Source organism: Limosilactobacillus sp. (assembly GCF_040772465.1).
In the GTDB taxonomy this organism is placed as follows: domain Bacteria; phylum Bacillota; class Bacilli; order Lactobacillales; family Lactobacillaceae; genus Limosilactobacillus.
On sequence record NZ_JAXGYB010000003.1, the window covers coordinates 15,518 to 38,904 of the forward strand.

Here is a 23,387-nt window from a genome sequence, read left to right on the forward strand (position 1 = left end):
CCTCCTAAAACAAGGCGAGGTGCTCACCAGTTAAATTGCTGTCACCTAACCATTGCCGAGCGCCTTTGGCCAAATCTGAAGCGGTACCGGTTGAATACAAGGTTAATTGACCTTGCTGATCCTGCGGTGCTAAAGCATCATGTTTGGTCAAAATTCGCGAAGCCAGTTGTACCGTCTCCCCTGCCGGATCAATGATAGCAACCGATTTCCCGAGTGTATTCATAATTTCTTTAGTTAAAAACGGAAAATGAGTGCATCCTAAGATAAGGCCATCAACGGGATGCTGCTTAAACAAAGCTAACTCTTTATCCACCGCATGCTGCGCTTTGGGAGTGCCAGTTTGGCCATGCTCCACGATTGGCACTAGTGGTTGGGTTGCCTTAGCAACAACCGTTGTCTGGGGTGACAAAGACTTAATGGTGCGAACGTAGGCACCATCTTTCGTTGTCGATTCAGTAGCAATCACCCCGATGCGGTCATGATAAGGCAAACTAACAGCTGCTTCAGCTCCAGGGCGAATCACCCCGATAACCGGAACCGGAAGTTTATCTTGAAGAAGTGTTAGTGATGCTGCAGTTGCTGTATTGCACGCAATCACCATCAATTTGATATTTTGACGCACCAAAAATTTACCAATTGTGAGCGCAAAGGAACGAACTTCATCCTGTGTCCGTGTTCCATACGGAAAATGACCTTGATCACCCACAAAAATTACCGATTCGTGTGGCATTCGCTGACGCATTAACCGGACAACAGACAAGCCACCCAGGCCTGAATCCATGACCCCGATCGGCCGTTGATCCATTACCTTCACCATCTTTCATTACTATCTTGAAACTCCATTATCTGCGTTTAGGCACTTTTTTTCAAGTTTACCCTAGCATGTCACAGTCCTGACGGTTATTATTATAGCTGAACAAAAAAGGGAGAAAACCATGAGTCAAGAAAGCTATAATCGTTTTATCAATTCTCAGCGTGGCCTGATCAGTAGCACTATTCGCGATGTACTCTTACCGGCCATGCTCGGGAAAGAAACTAACGGAATTTCTTATTGGATCGGCAAAGATATCGCACGTGAATACCCCGTGGCATCAGTTGATGATTTAATTACTCTTACCAACCAGCTGGGATTCGGTGAGCTCAGTTTACGCAAAGAAAATAAAAATCAACAATTGTATCGTTTATCAGGGCCCATTGTCAGTGAACGTTTAGGCATCGATCACGAAAAGGTCTCGTTTGACTTAGAAGCTGGCTTCCTTGCCATGGAAACTGAATTCCAGGTTGGCGCCGCTGCTGAAGCCGAAATTGTCGATCGGCGTCGCGCTAGCATCGACATTATGGTCCAGCATGATCCAGTGGATAAGGGAGACAGCAAAGCCGAAATTGCTCAGTTTATTCGGTTACAAGGCACGCCGGATGAACCGGAAAGAGATAAAGGCAAGAAACGAAAGAAAAAGCGTGATAAGTAAAAAAATCAGCGACTGATGATTGTTCGATCATCGGTCGCTGATTTTGTTATAGGCTATCCTAGCGAAGCTTTAGAAGGCAAATTATCAGCTTACTTAATCTGCTGAATCCAACCGTGCTTGTCCTCGACATCACCAAGCTGGATGCCGTAAAGCGTCTTGTAAAGCTTAGTCGTCACTGGACCCGTTTCCTTTTCACTGTAGAAGACGTGCTTCTTCCCCTTGTAAGTCAGGGAACCAACTGGTGAAATGACGGCAGCCGTTCCCATGGCCCCGGCTTCGGCAATGTTATCAAGATCAGTATTAATGTTGATCTTCGTTTCAATTGGGTTCAGGCCTAAATCATCAGCAATCTGAAGGAGTGAACGCTTCGTCACTGATGGCAAAATTGAATTGGACTTTGGCGTGATGAATTGACCATCTTTAGTAATTCCGAAGAAGTTAGCACCTGAGAATTCATCGATGTACTTGTGTTCCTTTGGATCCAAGTACAAGCAGTCGGCATAGCCTTCCTTCTTAGCTGTCAGTTCTGGAAGCAAAGAACCGGCGTAGTTACCTGAGGTTTTAGCTTGACCAGTCCCGTAAGCAGCAGCCCGGTCATACTTGCTGACAGTGTATGGCATTGGGTTCAAGCCCTTGACGTAAAAGCCTACTGGGGTGGCGTAAACGTGGAAGGTGTAGCTCGTTGACGGAGCAACACCCACCAGTGGGTCCGTCCCGATCATGAATGGACGCAGGTACAGGGAACCACCAGAACCATAAGGCGGAATGAAGTCTTCGTTAGCCAGAACTACTTTTTTAATGGCTTCGACAAACTTGTCTTCAGGGTAGGGTTCCATCATCATCCGTTTAGCCGAATTAGCCATCCGGTGAGCATTTTGGTCTGGCCGGAAGAGGTTGATGTGCCCATCTTTGGTTCGGTAAGCCTTCAGTCCTTCAAAAACTTCTTGGCCGTAGTGAAGCACTTCGGACGCTTCGGACAGGGTAATCGTGGAATCCTCGATTAATTTCCCACCTTGCCACTTACCGTCTTCAAAGCGTTCTTCAAAACGATATGGTAAGTCGTGATACTGAAATCCTAAGTTGTTAAAATCCAAATCTTCTGGACGTGTTTTTGCCATTCAAAAAACCTCCCATGACAAGACAAGAATTAAGACCAAGCCGCTTTCCTATTTGTCATTAAATCAAAGTTATATTTTCTTAACCGGTTTTTAATATAGTCTAATAATTAGTGCCATGTCCAGTTTAACCGGAAAAATAAAAAAAAGACCGTGATATCCAAAGCATCACGGTCACTTTTGGTTAAGATATTAAAGTTTACATGTAAGGTTGCAAAATCTGCAGCAACTGTTCCCGGCTGTGGTAACCGATGATAGTGTCCACGACCTTGCCATCCTTTTTTACTAGCAGTGTTGGAATACTCATCACACGATACTTAGCTGCAGTTTCTTGGTTTTTGTCGACATCCAATTTTGTAAACTTAACTTTCCCGTCTAATTCATCAGACAGTTTTTCAACGACTGGACCCTGCATCCGGCAAGGGCCACACCACGTTGCCCAAAAATCGGTGACGGATAAGCCATCAGCGGTATCAGTATCAAAAGTTTGGTCGGTTGTTACTTTAACTGCCATTTCAATCACTCCTCTAAATTTCTGATTAACTATATTCTAGCAAATAAGAAGGGTGGCGCCAATCTTTCTGCTTACATTTAGTAAGAAAGATGATTGATTGGCATACTACTGTTTTAGAAGTAAACAATCGTTGCCCCATCCCCGCCGTTGTGCGGACCAGCGTAGCCAAATGATTTGACACGGGGATTGCTCTGTAGATACTGCTGAGTGCCCTTGCGCAGTGCCCCGGTGCCTTTGCCGTGGACAATTGTCACCGGTGAGAGGTTGTTCAACAAAGCATGGTCAATAAACTGGGAAAGATCATTCATTGCCTGTTCATAACGTTCTCCCCGCAGATCCAACCGCGCCGTCGTATGACGCGTCTGGGTCGTCCGCACAGCAGAACGATGAACTTGCTTTTTTTGTTTTTCCTTTTGCTGGGCCCTTTGCTTAGCGCTCAGTTTTTCGAGGTTATTTTCATCAATTTCCATTTTGAGGATACCCAACTGGACAACCCACTTGTGGGCACCGCGTTTATTAACCAGTGTTCCCTGCTGGCCATATGACTTGACCATCACGGTATCCCCAGAATGTAAGTCGTGTTTAGCGTGAGCCCGTTTCAGAACGCTGTTGTGCTGCAGTCGCGGATCGTCAGCGTGCAGGGCATTGAGCTGACCCTTGGCATCGATCAGTTCATTTTCTTTAACCTGTCCGCCCTGGCTAACTTCCATCTGACGCAAGTGGTGAATAATGCGATCGGCCTTCCGTTTAGCCATCGAAACTTGGTGGTTGGCATTTTGCCGGGCTTGATCCATCAATTTGTCACGCGACTCGTTGAAGCGGTCCAGCTTCTGGGTGAGATCGGCCTGCTTCTTATCATTTTCTTGGACCAGCTTGTGGAGGCGTTCGTTTTCCAACCGGGCTTGACGTCGCTGTTCGACCAATTCACCGATCATCTTATTAAGGTCCTGACTGTCATCGCTAACCAGTGATTGAGCTTCATCGATGATGGCTTCATCGATTCCAAGGCGTTTGGCAATTTCAATCCCGTTAGACTGGCCAGGAATTCCCAGCAGTAAGCGGTAGGTAGGTTGCAGGGTTTCTTTATCAAATTCCATCGAAGCGTTAATCGTTTCGGGACGGTCATAGCCGTACACTTTGAGTTCTGGGTAGTGAGTTGTAATGACGACCATGCAGCCATCTGCACCCAATTGATCCAAAATGGACATGGCAAGAGCTGCCCCTTCTTTCGGGTCCGTTCCGGCACCCAGTTCGTCAAGCAGCACCAAACTCTTTTTAGACACGTCTGATAAAATCTTTTTGACGTTGTCCATGTGGCCAGAGAAAGTCGACAAGTTTTGTTCCAGCGATTGTTCATCCCCGATGTCCGCGAAAACATTATCAAAGACCCCGACGTGACTGTTTTCGTTGGCGGGAATAAAGAGACCCGCTTGGGCCATCAACTGAATCAGTCCCAGTGTCTTCAAGGTAATCGTCTTCCCACCAGTGTTGGGACCAGTGATGATGATCGTGGAATAATCGCCGCCGAGTTTGATATCGTTAGCTACGACTTTAGCCGGGTCGATCAGCGGGTGCCGTGCCTGGCGCAACGAAATCTGGTTATCATCAGAAATTAGCGGCAGACTAGCTTTTTCGTCATGTGCCAGTTTGGCCTTAGCATTAACAAAATCAAGGTGGCCCAGAATCTTGGCGTTGTTGTTGATGTCATGACGATAAGGGGTAATCATCTTGGAAAGCTCGGTCAGTACCCGGATCATCTCTTGGCGTTCATCGATCTGCGACTGGCGCAGACGATTGTTAAGATCGACCGCGTCCGCCGGCTCGATGTACAGGGTTTGACCACTCGCACTTTGGTCGTGAACAACCCCACCCACCTTGTGGCGGTAACGTGATTGGACCGGGATAACGTAACGGTCGTTCCGCATGGTCACGATCGGATTGCTCAAGTACTTGGCCCGCTTACCGTGGGTATATGACTGCATCTGGGCATGAATATCGTCCTCGGTTTTGGAAATCAGCTGACGAATCCCGTGCAGCTTTGAAGAAGCTTCGTCATTGATACGCCCATCAGGATCAATGGATTGGATCAAACGCTTAGTGACCGATGGAATGGTTACCAGTTGGTCAACCCGTTCTGGCAAGAGGCGCAAGTCAATGTCATCATTTTCGTGCAAATCCTGAAAGAAATTGCGAACGCTCATGCTGGCCCGCAGAACCTGCGTGATCTGCGCTAATTCGGTTCCGTTCAAGCGGGCCTTTACCCGCAGTCGTTTCAGCGGTTCAGTAATATCCACCAGTTTAGGAATGGGAATACCATTCTTTAAACGTAAAATGTCAGCACCATCCGTCGTTTCGACTAGCTGGTCACGGACGGTTGCCCGATCCGTCGACGGTTCCAAATCAGCCGCCTCAGCTTCACCGGCAGCCGTCACGAGGTATTGACTTAATTGCTGACGGATTCTGCCAAATTCTAGTGTTTCAATAATTTTATGGTTCATTGTTATTTCTCCTATCCAATCCAGCTCACCAGGAGCCGCATTAAGATCTTTGTATTATTAACGATCCACTGCCCTAATCCTGACTGTGAAAATTGCGTTTGCCACCAATCATTGGGCCATAGTTGTAAAATCAGAAGAACCACGTCGATCATGATGTATCCCAAGACCAATTCTAACAGGCCACCAGCCCAACCATTTAAGGTGCCGAGGACCGGTAAACGGTTGAGCCAATTGAGCCGGTATAACAACCAGTGCAACAACCCGCTAACGATCGCAAACGTCACCATAAAAGCGATTCCATTGTAAAAGAAATGGGTACCATCGACAAGTTGTAACAGCTGTGTGCTAAAAGCTGTCGGATTATTTAAAGAGTGACCACTGGCTAAGAGTGAACCGATATTGCGGGAAACTACGCGGGCCACGGTCAGAGCCACCAAGTAAGTGACCAATGATATCAGCATCATTAACAGTCCGCGTCGACGACCGTGAATAAAACAACCCACCAGGATAATAATGATTAAGGTCGTAAGGATCATTTGTTTCTGCCTCATTCTTTGTTATACGATGTATTTTAGCATTGACATTGTGCTCTACAAAACGTTAAGGATCACCAAAGGAGTTTTCACCTATGCAAATCGTAATTACCGTTAATCCAACTACTTTCCAAAAAATGTCAACATACTATGCATCTAGTGAAAAATTACCGGCTGGTGCCAGTTTCCGTCAACACAAATCTGACGTAATAGTTACCGGCTATACCAAATCACACAAGGTTATGTTTCAGGGGCAACGCGCCCAGAGTGAAGCTGCAAAGTGGTCGCCAAAAGCTGCCAGTCAAGAAGAGGCAGCGGGTCTGCCGAAGGGATTTGCGGGCTGGTCCGTTGTCGGTTCGGATGAAGTGGGTGTCGGTTCTTACTTTGGACCGCTCACCGTGGCGGCAGTTTATGTTGATAGCAACCACGTTCAAAAAGTGACCGCTTTGGGCGTTAAAGATTCGAAAACTCTCTCCGATCCCGAAATCATCAAGTTAGCGCACCGGGTGATGAAAATCTGTCCGTATCATATCGTCAACCTCGATCCCGACGTCTATAATGATCGCATCAAGCACTACAACCAGGCTCAACTGAAGGCCCTGTGCCATAATTTAGCCCTTGGCAAAGTCCTAGAAAAAATCGCACCCAAGAAGCCGCGTGCAATTCTCATTGATCAGTTTGAGCCGGCACAGACATATTTCCATCACTTAGCAGGTCAACACAAGATCGTGTCTGATCACGTCTATTTCCGCGTGAAGGGGGAACAAGCCCACGTTGCTGTAGCAGCTGCATCGGTCATTGCTCGCTACTACTCACTAACCCGGATGGATGCATTGTCCGAACAAGCAGGAATGACTTTGCCCATTGGCGCAGGCCACGTCGTCGATGAAATAGCAGCCAAATTACTGCGGCGGGGCCAAAACCTGGGGCACTTTGCCAAACTTCATTTTGCCAATACCCAAAAAGCTAAGCAACTTGCTAGAAAATAAGAGCAGACACAAAGACTCCCAGTACCCGTCTGGATGCTAGGAGTCTTTATCGTTAATTGCTTAGGCGTTGAAATTACCGTCATCATCGACGAAGGTGTTGATCACTTCTGAAACCATATCCCACTCGGCGTCATTTTCGATCGGTTCAAGTGCGATATCGCCACCCTTGCCGTCATCGCGGAATGAGAAGGCCTGAAGACTTACTTCGTCACTGTTTTCTTCATCTAGTGGGTACAAAACGATGTACCACTTGTGATTTTGGTCAGATTGGAAACGCAGTGCTTCTTTGTACAGTTCTTCATTACCTTTCTCATCAACTAAGGTAAAAACTTCGCCGTCGTAATGTGATGAATCTGATTCTTGCTTCATATGATTACCTCAATTTCTTTGTTAATTTACCATGAGCATCCAGGTAATTCTGCAAAATCAACGTTGCGGCTAGTTCATCAATTACCTTTTTCTGCTTAGCACGAGAAACATCAGCTTCTTCAACTAACATCCGGTGAGCCTCAACAGTCGTCAGCCGTTCATCCTGGTAGTCAATGGGAATGTTAGGAAAGCGCTTCCGGAGCAGATCACCATAGTGCTTAGATGCTTCGACCCGCGGGCCAGAAGTATTGTTCATATTTTTTGGTAAGCCGATCACAAAGCCGCCGATTTGGCCCTTCTTAACTAATTCTGCAACCCGGTCGATGCCAAAGACACCCTCATCCTCATCGATGGGAATAATTTCTTGTGCCTGGGCCGTCCATCCCAAGGGATCACTGAAAGCAATGCCGACGGTCTTAGAACCTACATCAAGTCCCATTAAACGCATTATTTCTCGTCTCCGTTGTTCTTGAGATAAGAACGAACCAGCTCTTCGATAATTTCGTCACGTTCGTGTTCGCGGATCAGATTCCGGGCATTCTTCAGCCGCGGAATGTAAGCTGGGTCGCCTGACAGCAAATAACCAACAATTTGATTAATTGGATTATAGCCCTTTTCTTTTAAGGCGTCATAAACGGCCTTTAACGTCTGTTGAATTGTTTTTTCGTGTTCCTGGTTAAAATCATAGAACATCGTCTTGTCATCATTATTGGAGTCCATAATGACACCTCCCCACTAGTTATTCTCACCTATCGATTGTACTATACCAAAGTCAAAAGCACAATCAAAGAGAAAGCTGACAATCAACCTCTCCCCTACAGAAGATGTCAATTGTCAGCTTTTTTATTGTTAATACTTATTTGTTTAATAATTCAGCAGCTTGCTTTAAGGCAGTCGGAATACCTGCTGCCTTCTTACCACCGGCCTGAGCCATGGTTGGACGGCCACCACCGCCACCATTAATTGCTGGAGCAATTTGCTTGATGATGTCGCCAGCCTTCAAGCCATTCTTAACGGCAGAATCACTAACAGCAACTAACATATTGGCCTTGGAACCATTAGCAGTAGCTAAAACTAAGACGTCAGACAGTGCCTTGCTCCGCCACTGGTCGGCCAGTTCACGCAACTGACCCATCCCAGCTACTTTGACCTGGGCAGCGATTAAACTACCCTGCTTGCAATTCTGCACGTCACCGAAGACGTCGCTAGCCTGTTGAGCAGCGATCTTGGATTGGAGAGCTGCCACCTGCTTGTTGGCACTCTTCAACTGATCTTGCAATTCGCTGACCTGGTGAGGAACATCCTTCAGTTGCGCAACCTTCAGATCTCCGGCAACCTGGTTAAGTAAATCCACACGATCCTGCATGAACTTGAAGGCATCACTAGCCGTTACGGCTTCGATCCGCCGAATACCAGCGCCGACACCGCCTTCGGAAACGATCTTGAAGAGACCTAGTTCATTAGTGTTCTTAACGTGGTCGCCACCACAGAATTCAGTGTTGTAGTCACCGATCTTGACAACGCGGACTCGTTTGCCGTATTTGTCAGAGAAGAGGGCGATAGCACCCATTTCCTTAGCAGAATCGATGTCGGTTTCCACAGTTTGAACCGGGATTTCTTTCCAAATCTGTTCATTGACCATCTTTTCAACAGCCTGCAGGTCTTTTGCAGTAACCTGCCCAAAGTGGTTAAAGTCAAAACGCAGGTAGTGTTCTTCAACCAATGAGCCAGCCTGTTGGGTATGACCACCCAAGACGTTGCGCAATGCTTGGTCAAGCAAGTGGGTTGCGGTGTGGTTCTTTTCGATCTTCAGGTGGCGTTCACGATCAACGACCAGCTTGTAACGAGCACCCAACTTGATCGGCGTCTTCAGTTGAATGCGGTGCAGGTTTTGCTGGTGAGGTGCGTGTTGGACGTCGACGACACGACCAACTTCTTTACCGTAATTATCGATAATGTCACCAGTATCGGCAACCTGGCCACCCATTTCGGCATAGAATGGCGTCTTGTCGAAGATCACTTCAACGTCAGTCTTATCTTTTGGCTGAGCCTGTTCAACGTGCTTGCCGTCTTGAACCAGCCCGATGACCTTGGCATCATCAACAGTTAAGTCCGTGTAGCCGACGTACTTGCTTGGTTCCGTAAATTCGGTCCAAACGTCTTCCTGGACACCCATCCCGTTGTCCATGTCACGGGCTTTCCGGGCACGGTTTTGTTGTTCGGTCATGGCAGCGCTGAAGCCTTCTTCATCAACCGTCAGACCTTCATCATTAGCGTATTCGCGCGTCAATTCAACCGGGAAGCCGTAGGTATCGTACAGCTTGAAGGCTGTCTGACCGTCGATTTGCTTGGTGTTATTCTTCTTAGCTTCGTCGATGACGGAGTTCAGCAAGTTCAACCCACCGTTCAACGTTGAGCTGAAACGATCTTCTTCCGACTTAACAACTTTTTGGATGTAGTCAGCGTTTTCCAGGACGTCTGGGTAGTAATCCTGCATGATCTTGCCAACGGTTGGCACCATCTTGTAGAGGAATGGTTCATCGATGCCCAGCTTCTTACCGGCAACAACAGCCCGCCGCAGAAGACGCCGAATGACGTAGCCACGCCCCATGTTTGAAGGCAGTGCGCCGTCACCAATGGCGAAGGTGATCGTCCGGATATGGTCGGCGATGATCTTAAACTGAACATCATCATCCTTATTAGAGGCGTACTTCTTGGTGCTGAAGCCTTCCGTCTGGTGAATCAGCGGTAAGAAGAGGTCGGTTTCAAAGTTAGTCGGTGCGTTTTCAAAAATTGAAACAACCCGTTCCAGGCCCATCCCGGTATCAATGTTTTTATGTGGCAGTGGTTCGTAGGTGTCTTCCGGCGTGTGGTTGAATTGACTGAAGACGATGTTCCAGATTTCCAGGTAACGTTGGTTTTCGCCGCCAGGATAATTTTCGGGGTCGTCTTCCGGAATATCATTCATTTCTTGACCACGGTCGTAGTACATTTCGGTATCAGGACCAGAAGGACCTTGACCAATGTCCCAGAAGTTATCTTTGTCAGGTACCAGGTGGTCTTTAGCCACCCCGACCTTGCGCCATAAGTCATAAGCGTCCGTATCCTTTGGATAATAAGTGATGTAGATCTTTGATGGGTCGAAGCCAAACCACTTATCACCGGTCAGCAGTTCCCATGCCCACGGAATAACTTCCTTCTTGAAGTAATCCCCAACGGAGAAGTTCCCCAACATTTCAAACATGGTGTGGTGACGGGCAGTTTTACCAACATTTTCGATATCGTTAGTCCTAATACTCTTTTGCGAGCTGGTCATCCGCGGATTTTCCGGAACCACTTTGCCATCAAAATACTTCTTCATCGTGGCAACACCGGAGTTAATCCATAACAGTGTTGGGTCGTCAACCGGAACAAGTGATTGACTAGGCATGATCTTGTGACCATGTTCCTTGAAGAATTCCAAGAACATACTCCGTACTTGGGCACTGTTGAGGTGTTTTAATTCCTTCATCAAATTCCATCCTTTCTCTACAAGAACAAACAAAAAGCCACCGTTGCGATGACGAGACGCCCTGGACGCGGTACCACTCGTCTTGCAAACGATGACTAATCGTAAACCTCTTTAAATGTCTGAAATAGACTTAATTCTCGTTGATCATCTGGGGAGCACCCTTAGCAGTTCGTCGTTTTTTGCATCACCAAAACGTTTCTGAAAGTTCCCTGCTAAGAACATATCCCAAACATGGAAAATTATAAACGTCCTCCTCGTGAAAATCAATCCTGATTTTTCCTTTGGGCTGCCCGTTCGGCGCGATGACGACGCTGCCGTTGACGGCGAGCATGACGTTCCTCATGCTGCTTGGCTTTGCGCCACTTGTAAGCCCGGTCATCGGCAATGGCCTTTCTAATCCGTTTCTTATAACCAGGCTTGACCTTCTTTTTGGTCTTTTTGACAAAGCCAATCATCGATGGGTCCAATTCTTCATGTTTCTTAAGCCGCTTTTGCCGCCGGTTACGGTCGTGCGTATCAACAATCCGACCATTCTTAATGGTCTTTGGCTGGAAGTGAATTCCCCGATCTTCCAATTGGTTAATCAGATCATCTTCCGCCGGAGCATACAGGGTGATAGCTGTCCCTTTCAAGTTAGCCCGACCAGTCCGTCCGACACGGTGAACAAAGTACTCCAGGTCAGTTGGAATGTCATCATTAATGACCAACGAAACCCCTTCGATGTCGATACCACGTGCCGCCAAGTCAGTGGCAACGATGTATTGGTATTCCAACTTTTTAATTTCACGCATTACCCGTTTGCGCCGCCGCGGTTCGAGACCACCATGAACAAGGGCAACTTTCAGTCCTTGGTCATTTAGGTATTTTGCCAGTTCCGTTGCGCGCTCACGAGTGTTAGCAAAAACCAGTGCCAGGTAGGGTTCACCCATTGTCAGCAAACGGTAAATCAACTGGTTCTTGTCGCGTCCCTTGGTCGACATCAACCAGTTGTCGACGTTAGGATTAATCACCGTCGTTACCGGAATTTCTTCGACCACGGGGTTTTCCATATACTTCTTCAAAAATGGCCGCAACTTAACCGGGATCGTGGCCGAGAAGACCATCATCTGCAAGTCGTCGGGAAAACGACTAGCAATCTGGTCAACGGTCGTCAGAAATCCCATGTCAAAAGTCATATCGGCTTCATCAACGACGAAGCGGTGGGCCGTGTGGATGTCAAGACCACCGTGTTCGGACATGTCATTAACCCGTCCCGGCGTCCCGATCACCAGTTGGGGCTGCTGACGAGCAAGTTGACGCTCTTGGCGTTCCCGGTCGGTACCGCCCACGTAGTTATGGACGATAAAGGGTGTGGGGGCAAACTGGTTGATCTGCTTAGCTGCCGAATAAATTTGGTAAGCCAGTTCACGGCTCGGCGTCGTGATGACCGCCTGGACCTCGTGAACGTCTGGTTGGAGCTGGTCAAAGATCGGCAGAAGAAAAGCGTGCGTCTTCCCACTGCCAGTAGCAGACTGACCGACAACACTCTGGCCGTCTTCAATAACCGGGATCACTTTTTCTTGAACGGGCGTCGGTTGGTGAAAACCGAGATCCTTAATTGCCTTATTAATGAATGGTTGGAAATGAAAATCTTGAAAACTTGCTGTCATATCTATTCCTTTTCTTGCCATTGTTGGCACAATACATCTAGCTGGGCGATGATGTCTTTCATCTCATCGTCATCCTTAGCCTTCGCACCACTGGCCATCGGGTGACCACCACCACGGTGATTTTTAGCCAAGCCATTGATGGCAGGCCCCTTGGAACGCAGGCGCACACGAAAGTGACCGTCCGCTTGCTGAACGAAGATAACCCAGGCACTGACTTCATGAATCTTGCCAGGTAAAGGCACGACGGCAGACGTCTCAGCTTCACTCAAGCCAAACTTTTTCAAAATCTCGTCGGTCAATACAACGTAAGCCGCATTGTGCTTCGTTAACTTCAGGTTTTCGTAAACGTAGGCCGACAGTTTAGCCAGCGGCATGGTGATTTCGTCTTCACGCCGACTGATCGCACTTGCCTGGGCGCCTGCAGCCATCAAGGCTCCTGACACTAACATTGTCTTGGGAGTCGTCGCTGGGTAAAGGAAACGACCGGTGTCACCGACAATGCCGGCGTACAGGGCGTTGGCCGCTGACTTAGGCAGCTTTAACTTATCAGCGAAATGTTGGTAGAAGCCGTAAATCATTTCTGAGCAACTGGCTGCCTGGTCATTGACCCAGATGACATCCCCGAACGGCTCATCGTTCGGGTGGTGGTCGATCTTAACCAACATCTCGCCCTCATTGAAGCGCCGGTCATCGATCCGCGGACTGTTGGCCGTGTCGGTAACAATGACCAAGGCGTTTTCGTACAGACCAGAATCAATCTCATCCATCTGGCCGATCCAATCAAAGCCGGGGATATCCTTGCCGACTACAAAAATCTCCTTGTAAGGAAAAGAAGCCCGTAGAATCTCGGCGAGACCAACTTGTGACCCAATAGCGTCTGGATCGGGCCGCTGGTGGCGGTGAATGATGATCCGATTGTACTTTTGAATAGCTTTCATAATGTCTTCTAAAACGGCCATGAGAAATCCTCCTGATCTTTTAATAACAATTTAGTATAACATTTTTTAAAAACTAGCGAGATTACTAGGGCTCAGCAAAAGCAAAAAGACTCCCGGCGTTTTAGCTTAGTAAAGCGCAGAGAGTCTTATGAAATTGAATTGCTAATTACTTTTCTTCACTAGCGGCCGACTGGTCAGCTGCACTGTCATCAGCACTCGAAGCAGCACTGCTGTCTGCGGAAGAAGCTGCAGAACTATCAGCTGAGCTAGCAGCAGAACTGGTAGCTTCGGGCTTTGCAGCCTTAGCAGCTGCCTGTTCGGCTGGAACAACCCGCATGATCGCACCCAGGTCAAACTTCAAGTAGATACCTTCACAGTCCAAAGTGACCGTGTTGTTTTGTTTGTCAATTTCGTAGATGTCACCATGAAGACGACCGATCGTTACCACGTGGTCACCCTTCTTTAACTGGCTCATCATTGATTGGTGCTGCTTACGTTGCTTTTGCTGTGGACGAATCATGAAGAAGTACATGAAGGCCACCATCAGCACGATCAAGATAATACTTGACATTGAAGAACTATTCAATTCTTATTCATCCTTTCACATCGAAAAAATATTAACACCCAACATTATACAAGAAAATACATTGCTCTGCACCAATCATCAACAGATCAGCTCAGAAATTATCGTTTAATTTTTGTAATGTTTTATTGAGCTGGGCTAAATTTGCCTCGGGACTAGCCAAAATAATATCAACTCCGCTATTTACAGCGGCCTGCAGAACAGCTGGATCAGAGACCCGGCTGAGCATGCGTGGTTGGTCGTCAGGCAATAGCGGTGCGGTTTCTTTAACGAGGCGCATTAGTTCATCAGATGGGACATCCTTGGTCAAGCCACCAATTTCGTAGCCGTCAAAACCTAAACTCGTTACAAAATCCACGCTAGCCTGACGCATTTCTTTAAGTCCTGCTCCTTCGATCACGCCAAACATTTTCAACTGCTGACGCTCATGGCTTTGCGCAGCTCGCTTCATCCAACGATTATTTTGCTCGACGTGTTTTTTGATGTGGTCATAAGAAGAATAGTAAGGCGGGCAATCGCTCAAGGCTACCGCAATGTCAACACCAGCCACCGCTGCTTCCTTGGCGCTTGCTTCAGGAGACAGGAAAACCTGCTTACCCTGGACATCAACATGGATTCCCTTTTGATCCAGTTGAAAAGACTGGCTGTTGTTCAGTGCTTCCCAGCCCCCCGCGGTCGAAATTAAGCCACCGGACCAATGGAAGATCCCGTGAAGGCCACCATCATGTTTCAGTTGGTGTTCGTGATAGTGGGCTTTAGTGGTCAGGCCATTTGCCCAGATCATTGACGTCGACGCTTGAGAATGATCATCAACTGCTGGCACGATGATCGGCGTTTGGTAAGTGCCATGAGCAGTGACTAAGGTGCCGCGCCGGCCGGCCCTGTGTTTGGACCGTTCTTGAATTGTAAAAAAGTTATTAGTCATCTTGATCTTGCACTTTCTCCATTAGTGATTCTCGGGAAAATCGATTCCTAAGTGCGCATAACCGGCAGGGGTCACTTTCCGTCCCCGCGGCGTGCGGCTTAGATAACCAATCTGCAGCAGGTATGGTTCGTACATTTCTTCGATCGTATTGGTTTCTTCACCGATGTTAGCGGCGATTGTCTTGAGGCCAACCGGACCACCGTTGTAATAGTCAATCATTGTCTGCAGAAGTTTGCGGTCAACTTCATCGAGCCCCTGGTCATCGACTTGCAAGAGTTGCAGCGCCTGGGAGACACTGTCCTCGTCAATTTGCTTCTTGCCCGCTACCTGGGCAAAGTCACGAACCCGCTTCAGCAAACGGTTAGCAATCCGTGGTGTTCCCCGCGAACGTCGTGCTAATTCATGGGCCCCTTCTTGGCTAATCGAAGTATCGAAGATCTTGGCCGAACGGAAAATGATCTTTTCCAATTCATCAGTCCGGTAGTAGTTCATGTGGGCCACGATGCCGAAGCGATCACGCAGTGGTGCCGACAGCATCCCCGCCCGTGTAGTGGCCCCGATCAAGGTAAATGGCGGCAATGGGAAATGCACTGGGTGTGCCGTCGGGCCTTCACCGACAACGATATCGATGTAAAAGTCTTCCATCGCCGAATAGAGCATTTCTTCCACCGGCTTTGGCAGACGATGAATTTCATCGATAAAAAGAACGTCACCAGCCTGTAATTCGTTCAAGAGCGCTACTAGATCACCCGCTTTTTCAATGGCTGGTCCACTGGTCGTCTTAATGCCGACATGCATTTCGTGGGCAATCACCATCGCCAACGTCGTCTTCCCTAGACCAGGCGGTCCATACAGTAAAACGTGGTCTAAGGCTTCTTCACGTTCACGAGCTGCTTTGATGTAAATTTGCAACTCGTGCTTGATCTTGGATTGACCAATGTATTCTCCTAAAGTTTGGGGGCGTAGCTGAAGTTCGGCTTCTTCTTCCTGGTTGTTTGCTGCTTGCCCAGAAAGCAATGCCCGTTGATCATCATCCGCCATTGAACTCCCTCCTCACTTCTATTGACTAATCAGCTTTAAACCAGCCCGCAAGTAATCATCGGTGGTTTTGGCATCGGTTTTCATCAATTGCTTGGCTAACTTCTTTACTTCGCGTTCCTTGTAACCCAGAGCCTTCAACGCTGCCAGAGCGTCATCGAGAGCTGGATTGTCCGTCTTAGTCGGCTGCGAATTGAGCGACAGTAGCGGACCCGTCGGCTTTTTTTGGATGCTATCCCGCAAATCCAGAACGATCTGTCCCGCCGTCTTCTTGCCGATGCCTGGAAACTTAGTCAGGTAAGATACATCGTCATCGGCAATCGCGTCGATCAGTCCTTGATGGTCAGGGTTAGCAAGGATGGCTAAGGCACTCTTGGGACCAATCCCGGAAACACCGAGCAATTGAATAAACAGCTCTTTTTCGTCACTGTCGGCGAAACCATAGAGTGAAATATCATCATCGCGCACGGCTTGGTAGACATACACCCGCACCCGCTTTGTTTGGTCAACGTGGTAGCGGTAAGGGTTGGCACACAGCAGGCGGTAGCCCACGCCATTGACATCCACCACGATGTAATTGGGCTGGACTACCGTCACCAGGCCCGTTAAATATTCATACAAAGTATCTTCCGCCCTTCTTTTTCTTCAACATTGTAACATGACCGCTTTACTTAAATTTCATGGTCATCGAAGTCGTCTGCGTAAGGCTCATGGTGATCCTGAATCCGTTTGAACATCTTTTCTAGATCAGTATCCGTAAAGTGAATGGTGACTGGCCGCCCGTGTGGACAGTTATAAGGATTTTCACAGTGGCTCAAGTTCACCAGAAGGGCCTGGGCTTGTTGCCGGTCCAGGTGGTGGTTAGCTTTGATTGCTCGCTTGCAACTCATCATCGCGGCGGCTTTTAACCTAAACTGGCCCACCGTCAATTTGCCGTCTTTTAAGACCCAGTCAATCATTTCCCGCGCAGTATCTTCTTCCTGACCATCGATAAACCAGGTCGGGTGTGAAGCCAGCATAAAACTATTCTGCCCAAATTGCTCCAAGTTCAGGCCGACCCCCTGCAAAACTGCCAGGTGGTCACTGATTTTCAACGCATCAGAGGTCGAATAGGTGAGAACCAATGGTGTCAAAAATTGCTGCTGGTCGGGACTAACTTGGCCCAACTCACGGCGGAACTTTTCAAAATTGATCCGTTCCTGGGCAGCGTGTTGGTCAACAATATAAAGCCCATCCGAAGCCTGGGCCAACAAGAAAGTGCCCTGCAATTGACCAATATATTGCAACTGTGGGAATTGATCTTCCTTGACGTCACCGCGATCATCAATTGCCAGTTCTTGCTGTTCAGCCTTGACCGGCTTTTGCGAAGACTGATCCGGCTCAGCAATCTTTTCGCTTTCATCAGCAAAGGGCGTTGCCGCCTCACCTTGTTGATAATGGCGATCAAACTCCGCCATTTGCGGGCTTCGCAGTTCATCTTTGGAGTGAATGACGACCGGTTCTTTGACGAAACTGTCTCCGGCATCTGCGGCAGCTGGGTTGGCGCTGTCGTGGTCACCGCTGACTGTCTGAGTCGTGTGATGAAACTGCTTTTGTTGATCAGTCGGTGTCTGCGTCGATTCAACCGGTGGCGTCACCCCGGTCGGGTACTTCACCGCTGCCGAATGACCCGGCTTAATATCCAGTGGTTCTTCATCCACCCGTTGGTGCTCATGAATCTGGATAGCACGGTCCCCGATATCAGGTATTAAATTGGCTTGGTCAATCGACTGGGCCACTAAGTTGCTGATGAGTTTGGTCAGTTGATCCTCTTTACTCAGACGCACTTCCCGCTTTGCCGGATGAACGTTGACGTCGACCAGCAAAGGATTGAGCTGGATGTTGAGCACGGCGATGGGATAGCGACCGACCATCAACTTTGACTTATAGCCTTCGATCACGGCTCGCGTCAGCGCGTAATTACGCACGTAGCGGTGGTTGATCGTTAAGGTGATGTAAGCTCGCGAAGCGCGGTTCAAGGCCGGTAAAGAAGTGAAGCCGCTGACAACAAAATCCGGATCCTGACCCTGAACGGCTAGCATCTGGCGACCAGCTTTGACACCGTAGATTGCCGCAATCACCTGCTGAAGATTCCCGTTGCCGGCAGAGCGAAACAGCTCCCGTTGGTTATGGCTGAAACTGATGGCAACTTTGGGATTAGCCAGGGCCAGTCTATTGATAATGTCGACCATCCGGCTCAGTTCAGTATGGGGTGACTTGATGTATTTGAGGCGCGCCGGCGTGTTGTAAAACAACTGACGCACCAAAATATCGGTGCCTTGACGGGCACTAGCTGCCTGTTCGCTGAGCTCCTGGCCACCCTTAATGTGGTAAGCCGTTCCCGCTGCACCATCGATGGCCGTTGTCATCTGCACATCAGCCACCGAAGCGATACTGGGCAGTGCTTCACCCCGAAAGCCCATCGTTTGAACGTTAAACAGATCGCGTTCACTCGCGATCTTACTGGTAGCGTGCCGTTTAAAAGCCAATGGCACATCTTCATGGGCAATCCCACTGCCGTTATCGATAACGCGAATGCTGGTCATCCCCGCATCCTCTGCCAAAACGTCGATGCGGGTACTCCCTGCATCCAGTGAATTTTCAACAAGCTCTTTGACAATGGAAGCGGGACGTTCGATCACTTCACCGGCAGCGATCTGGTCCGCTAGCACAGCATTCAGTTGATGAATTTTGCCCATTTAAATTCTCCTCACTTTAGCTCTTGTTGCCACTTGTAGATCTGGTTCATCACGTCCATCGGCGTCATGGACATCAAGTCTAGTTTGTGCAACTGCTGAATAATTTTCTTTTCTTTGGAATTGGTCTTCTTCGCCGGTGCAGGCTGGAATAACTCCAGCTGACCATTCGGATCCTGCACTAATTGGGACTTAGCTGGTTGGGCATTTTGCTCTGCTGCAGTTGACGAAAGAGTAGTCGGTTCCGAAACTTCAGAAGAAGAAGCGGTCTTATCCGAATCCGCAGCGCGCTTGACCGACAGACTACCCTGCTTATCCTGGCCGCTAACTGCCACTAGATCAGCATCCTCCTGGCCCCGCTTTTCCAAACTTTGGAGGATGACGGTTGCCCGTTTCAATAGTGAATTCGGCATTCCCGCTAGCTTAGCAACGTGAATCCCGTAAGACTTGTCAGCCGGACCTGCTTCAATCTTGTGTAGGAAGACAAGCTCGCCGTTTTCTTCCGTCGCCCCAACGTGGATATTCTTTAACCGGGGCAATGTTTGATCCAGTGAAGTCAACTCGTGATAGTGAGTCGAAAAGAGGGTCTTCGCGTGGACCCGATTATGAACGTATTCGATGATTGCCTGGGCCAATGCCATCCCATCATAGGTAGCCGTCCCCCGACCGATCTCATCGAAGAGGATCAGGCTGTTAGCCGTCGCGTGCTGGAGAGCATGGTTAGCTTCCATCATTTCCACCATGAAGGTACTTTCACCAGAAATCAAATCATCAGCCGCTCCAATCCGGGTGAAGACCTGGTCAAAAATCGGCAACTGAGCCTTTTTTGCTGGGACAAAACATCCCATCTGCGCCATCACAGCCGTCAAAGCTAACTGGCGCATGTAGGTGCTCTTCCCGGACATGTTCGGCCCCGTGATCAGCAAAATGTCCGTCTGCGGATCCATCTTCACGTCATTAGGGACGTATTCTTGATGACCCATGAACTTTTCAACAACGGGGTGGCGTCCGTCCTTAATTTTCAAATCATGATTCTTCGAAAAAGTTGGCCGGACAAAATGATAGTTCTCACTGACCACCGCAAAGCTCTGCAGAACATCCAATTCTGACAATGCCCGCGCCAGTTTTTGCAGTCGTTTGATAGCCTGCTTGATCTGGTCGCGGACCTTGACGAACAGATCATATTCCAGCCCCACCGACTTTTCTTCAGCACCTAAAATCAATGATTCCTTTTCTTTTAACTCTGGTGTCGCGAAACGCTCGGCATTCACCAGCGTCTGCTTACGTTCGTAACGATCTTCGGGAATCTTATTTAAATTGGCCTTTGTCACCTCGATGTAGTAGCCAAAGACGTGATTATAGCCAATCTTCAGGTTATTGATGCCGGTGGCCTTTCGTTCCTTTTCTTGTAAAGAAGCGATCCACTGTTTTCCGTTGTTCATGGCGTCGCGGTACTTATCAAGCTGCTCGCTGTAACCCGCTTTGATGATCCCGCCTTCCGTCACGGATACCGGCGGTTCATCGGTGATTGCCTGGTCGATTAAGTTTGTCAGGTCTTCCAGGGGATCCAAGCGATCGTTTAAATCAGCTAGTACTGGGGAATCCAAGGTTTCGAGGACGTATTTGATTTTGGGTACCTGTTCTAGCGAAGTCTTCAGCTGGATGAGGTCACGTCCGTTGACGTTGCCGTATGCCACCCGACCAGCTAAGCGCTCCAAGTCATAGACCTTGGTCAATTCGTCTTGAATGTTGTTGCGCTCGAAATAGTGGTCCAGTAAGACGCCAACTTTATCCAGGCGTTCGTTAATCTGACTTTCGTTAATCAGTGGACGATCCAACCACTGTTTGAGAAGCCGGCTGCCCATCGCCGTCTTAGTTTCGTCCAGCAACCATGCCAATGTTCCCCGGCGTTTGCCGCTCCGCATGTTAGTCGTCAGTTCCAGATTAGTCTTGGAATAATGGTCGAGCTTCATGTAAGAACTGACCTGGTACGAAACAGCCCTTTGCATATGGGCCAGTGAACGCTTTTGAGTGGTCAACAGGTAGGAAACGAGCAGTGCGACCACCTCCTGTTGGTGTTGGTCAGACAGGTCTTGAATCAAATAAGAGATTTCACTGGATTTGTTAATCTGTGCCTGGTGGGACAGCAAGACGTTGCGTTTTGTCAGAACTGTCCGCATCTGGTCTGACAATGAATCAGAAGCCACCAGCTCACGACACTCCAGGTTGATCAATTCATTCATGACCGCGTCCTGGCCCTTGACAGTGGTCGTCTTGAGTTCACCGGTCGACAGGTCAGTATAAGCCAGATCAAACTCGTCTTTGCGTTGGACTAGTGCGGCTAAGTAGTTATTGCTGCGGGCCGCGTCCCCCGTTAGATCCATTTGGGTACCTGGGGTCACGAGGCGGGTTACTGCCCGCTTGACCATTCCCTTTGCCTTGCGTGGATCTTCCATCTGTTCGCAGATTGCGACCTTATAACCCTTGTCAATTAAAGTATCGATATAAGATTCGACCGCGTGATGAGGAACCCCACACATCGGCACCGGATTTTGGGTAGCCTTAGAACGGTGAGTGAGGGTCAATTCAAGTAATTGTGAGCCCTTGATGGCATCATCATTGAACAATTCATAGAAGTCGCCAATCCGGTAAAAGAGAAAAGCATCCGGGTACTGATCCTTAACATGCTGGTATTGCTGCATCATTGGAGTTAATTTTGCCACGTTTGTACCTCACTTTATTAGTTGAACAAAACGAGGCTGGGAAAAAACTCCGTTTTTCGCCAGCCTCTGTTAATCCCGAGATCCTATTTAGCGTAATCAACGGCCCGTACTTCACGGATCACCGTCACTTTAATATGACCAGGATATTCGAGTTCCTTTTCAATTTCATTCTTCAAGTCATGTGACAAGGTTACGGCTTGCAAGTCGGAAACCTTCTTCGGTTTGACAATCACCCGAACTTCACGACCAGCCTGAATAGCGTAACTGTGGTCTACGCCGTGGTGACGGTTAGCAATTTCTTCCAGCTTCTTCAAGCGTTGGATGTATTGCTCAAGTGATTCACTCCGGGCACCTGGACGTGCACCTGAAATAGCATCAGCTGCCTGAACGAGTACGGCGATCACCGACTTAGCCGGCTCGTCACCGTGGTGGGAAGCAATGGTGTTAATCACAACAGGGTTTTCCTTAAACTTTCGCGTTAATTCAACACCCAGTTCAACGTGAGAACCATCCACTTCGTGATCAATGGCCTTTCCAATATCATGCAAAAGACCGGCCCGTTTAGCTAAGTTGACATCTTCGCCTAATTCAGCAGCCATAATTCCAGCTAATTTAGCGACTTCAATTGAGTGTTGAAGGACATTTTGACCATAACTAGTCCGGTACTTCATGCGACCAACTGTCTTAATCAAGTCTGGCGCCATCGAATGGAGACCGAGGTCAAAAATTGTTTGTTCACCGACTTCACGCAGTTTAGCATCCATGTCTTTCCGGGCTTTTTCAACGGCTTCTTCAATCCGTGCCGGGTGAATTCGGCCATCCTGAATAAGCTTTTCCAATGCCATCTTGGCAATTTCCCGCCGAACGGGATCAAAGCCACTAAGGACAACGGCCTGGGGCGTATCGTCGATAATCAAATCGATGCCCGTCAGGGTCTCAAGAGTCCGGATGTTACGACCTTCACGGCCAATAATCCGTCCCTTCATCTCATCATTTGGTAAGTTAACAACCGAGACCGTAGCTTCGGAAACAACGTCAGCAGCCGAACGTTGGATAGCAGAAACGATCAAAGATTTAGCTTTCCGGTCGGCTGACAATTCAGCTTCCTGTTCGCTATCACGAATCATCACAGCCCGTTCTTGAGCCAATTGGTTCTTGACTTGGTTGATCACCATTTCTTTGGCTTGATCTTGGCTGAGTTGAGCAACCTTCTCCAGGTCACTCTGCCGCTGAGCAACCAATTCTTTGACGTGTTGACGGTCCTTACGCAAACGGTCGTCGCGTTGATCAAGCTTATGTTCACGTTCCGTAGCTGCGTTTTCACGATTTTCCAGGGAATTATCCTTGCGATCAAGAGCGGTTTCACGCTGGAGCAGACGTTCTTCTTGTTTTTGGACTTCATTTTGTCTGCTTTCCAACTCTTTTTCCACTTTTTCTCGGTAGCGGTGCGCCTTGTCCTTGGCTTCCACACGCGCTTCGCGCTTAGTGGTTTCCGCTTCCTTCTTCGCACTGGCAATGATTCCCTCGGCGCTATTTTGAGCTGCCGCTAAACGCTGATTGATTAAAGTGGATGCGACAAAGTAGCCGACCACTAATCCGACAATCAGCAAGATGACGGCAACTAAAATGCCGAAAGAAGTCATTTTGACACCTCCGATATAATATATCTTTTTATATTAGTCAATAATTACTAGTATGTGCAGGCAAAAAGCCACACTTTTTAATTTTAATATTACAGTCTCATGGTGTCAATAATTCCAATTTAAGCTAAATAAGCGTGACTTCTCTAATGTTGAGG

The 23,387-nt window shown here is 48.3% G+C and carries 20 protein-coding genes; 2 read left to right on the forward strand and 18 right to left on the reverse strand.

The features are described from left to right. Window positions 1-4: 4 nt before the first annotated feature. Window positions 5-805: a glutamate racemase gene (gene murI, locus AB3114_RS03760; protein WP_367342110.1), complete on the reverse strand. Its 801-nt coding sequence runs from the start codon at window positions 803-805 to the stop codon at window positions 5-7. A gap of 130 nt (window positions 806-935) precedes the next feature. Here murI and AB3114_RS03765 point away from each other — a divergent pair, with 130 nt between their 5' ends. Continuing rightward, the gene (locus AB3114_RS03765) at window positions 936-1,469 is read left to right on the forward strand and encodes a YslB family protein (RefSeq protein WP_367341932.1); all 534 of its coding nucleotides are present in this window, start codon (window positions 936-938) and stop codon (window positions 1,467-1,469) included. Window positions 1,470-1,558: 89 nt separating this feature from the next. Here AB3114_RS03765 and AB3114_RS03770 read toward each other — a convergent pair whose 3' ends face one another. The 4 genes from AB3114_RS03770 to AB3114_RS03785 all read right to left on the reverse strand — a co-directional run bounded on the left by AB3114_RS03770 (window position 1,559) and on the right by AB3114_RS03785 (window position 6,147). Beyond that, window positions 1,559-2,587, reverse strand: coding sequence for a branched-chain amino acid aminotransferase (locus AB3114_RS03770; protein ID WP_367341933.1), 1,029 nt, complete (start codon window positions 2,585-2,587; stop codon window positions 1,559-1,561). Window positions 2,588-2,783: 196 nt separating this feature from the next. Next, complete coding sequence (gene trxA, locus AB3114_RS03775; RefSeq protein ID WP_367341934.1) at window positions 2,784-3,098, reverse strand: thioredoxin; 315 nt, start codon at window positions 3,096-3,098, stop codon at window positions 2,784-2,786. 113 nt (window positions 3,099-3,211) lie between these two features. Beyond that, window positions 3,212-5,596 (reverse strand): endonuclease MutS2, encoded by a 2,385-nt coding sequence (locus AB3114_RS03780; RefSeq protein WP_367341935.1) that lies wholly within the window; start codon window positions 5,594-5,596, stop codon window positions 3,212-3,214. An 11-nt stretch (window positions 5,597-5,607) separates the two neighbouring features. Beyond that, window positions 5,608-6,147, reverse strand: a complete 540-nt coding sequence (locus AB3114_RS03785; RefSeq protein ID WP_367341936.1) for a CvpA family protein — start codon at window positions 6,145-6,147, stop codon at window positions 5,608-5,610. A 77-nt stretch (window positions 6,148-6,224) separates the two neighbouring features. Here AB3114_RS03785 and rnhC point away from each other — a divergent pair, with 77 nt between their 5' ends. Continuing rightward, entirely contained in the window at window positions 6,225-7,118 is an 894-nt protein-coding gene (gene rnhC / locus AB3114_RS03790; RefSeq protein WP_367341937.1) for a ribonuclease HIII, read from the forward strand. Window positions 7,119-7,178: 60 nt separating this feature from the next. On the opposite strand, the gene AB3114_RS03795 is transcribed toward rnhC, so the two are convergent. From AB3114_RS03795 to rny, 13 genes are all read right to left on the reverse strand, one after another. Then, entirely contained in the window at window positions 7,179-7,487 is a 309-nt protein-coding gene (locus AB3114_RS03795; protein ID WP_367341938.1) for a DUF1292 domain-containing protein, read from the reverse strand. 4 nt (window positions 7,488-7,491) lie between these two features. Continuing rightward, window positions 7,492-7,935, reverse strand: coding sequence for a Holliday junction resolvase RuvX (ruvX, locus tag AB3114_RS03800; protein ID WP_367341939.1), 444 nt, complete (start codon window positions 7,933-7,935; stop codon window positions 7,492-7,494). Continuing rightward, a complete protein-coding gene (locus AB3114_RS03805) occupies window positions 7,935-8,207 on the reverse strand; it encodes an IreB family regulatory phosphoprotein (protein ID WP_367341940.1) in 273 nt (90 codons plus the stop codon). Before AB3114_RS03805 ends, ruvX begins: the two co-directional genes overlap by 1 nt. 136 nt (window positions 8,208-8,343) lie before the next feature. Continuing rightward, window positions 8,344-10,998, reverse strand: coding sequence for an alanine--tRNA ligase (gene alaS, locus AB3114_RS03810; RefSeq protein WP_367341941.1), 2,655 nt, complete (start codon window positions 10,996-10,998; stop codon window positions 8,344-8,346). 263 nt (window positions 10,999-11,261) lie between these two features. Further along, window positions 11,262-12,647, reverse strand: a complete 1,386-nt coding sequence (locus AB3114_RS03815) for a DEAD/DEAH box helicase (RefSeq protein WP_367341942.1) — start codon at window positions 12,645-12,647, stop codon at window positions 11,262-11,264. 2 nt (window positions 12,648-12,649) lie between these two features. Beyond that, window positions 12,650-13,606, reverse strand: a complete 957-nt coding sequence (locus tag AB3114_RS03820) for a bifunctional oligoribonuclease/PAP phosphatase NrnA (RefSeq protein ID WP_367341943.1) — start codon at window positions 13,604-13,606, stop codon at window positions 12,650-12,652. A 145-nt stretch (window positions 13,607-13,751) separates the two neighbouring features. Continuing rightward, window positions 13,752-14,156, reverse strand: coding sequence for a preprotein translocase subunit YajC (gene yajC / locus AB3114_RS03825; RefSeq protein ID WP_367341944.1), 405 nt, complete (start codon window positions 14,154-14,156; stop codon window positions 13,752-13,754). A 106-nt stretch (window positions 14,157-14,262) separates the two neighbouring features. Beyond that, window positions 14,263-15,093: a tRNA-guanine transglycosylase gene (locus tag AB3114_RS03830; RefSeq protein ID WP_367341945.1), complete on the reverse strand. Its 831-nt coding sequence runs from the start codon at window positions 15,091-15,093 to the stop codon at window positions 14,263-14,265. A 21-nt stretch (window positions 15,094-15,114) separates the two neighbouring features. Further along, window positions 15,115-16,134, reverse strand: a complete 1,020-nt coding sequence (gene ruvB, locus AB3114_RS03835; protein ID WP_367341946.1) for a Holliday junction branch migration DNA helicase RuvB — start codon at window positions 16,132-16,134, stop codon at window positions 15,115-15,117. An 18-nt stretch (window positions 16,135-16,152) separates the two neighbouring features. Next, the gene (gene ruvA / locus AB3114_RS03840; protein WP_367341947.1) at window positions 16,153-16,752 is read right to left on the reverse strand and encodes a Holliday junction branch migration protein RuvA; all 600 of its coding nucleotides are present in this window, start codon (window positions 16,750-16,752) and stop codon (window positions 16,153-16,155) included. A 50-nt stretch (window positions 16,753-16,802) separates the two neighbouring features. Beyond that, a complete protein-coding gene (mutL, locus tag AB3114_RS03845; RefSeq protein WP_367341948.1) occupies window positions 16,803-18,869 on the reverse strand; it encodes a DNA mismatch repair endonuclease MutL in 2,067 nt (688 codons plus the stop codon). An 11-nt stretch (window positions 18,870-18,880) separates the two neighbouring features. Then, window positions 18,881-21,571, reverse strand: coding sequence for a DNA mismatch repair protein MutS (gene mutS, locus AB3114_RS03850; protein ID WP_367342111.1), 2,691 nt, complete (start codon window positions 21,569-21,571; stop codon window positions 18,881-18,883). Between the two features lie 101 nt (window positions 21,572-21,672). Next, on the reverse strand, window positions 21,673-23,232 hold the full coding sequence (rny, locus tag AB3114_RS03855; protein WP_367341949.1) for a ribonuclease Y: 1,560 nt from the start codon (window positions 23,230-23,232) through the stop codon (window positions 21,673-21,675). Window positions 23,233-23,387 lie beyond the last annotated feature (155 nt).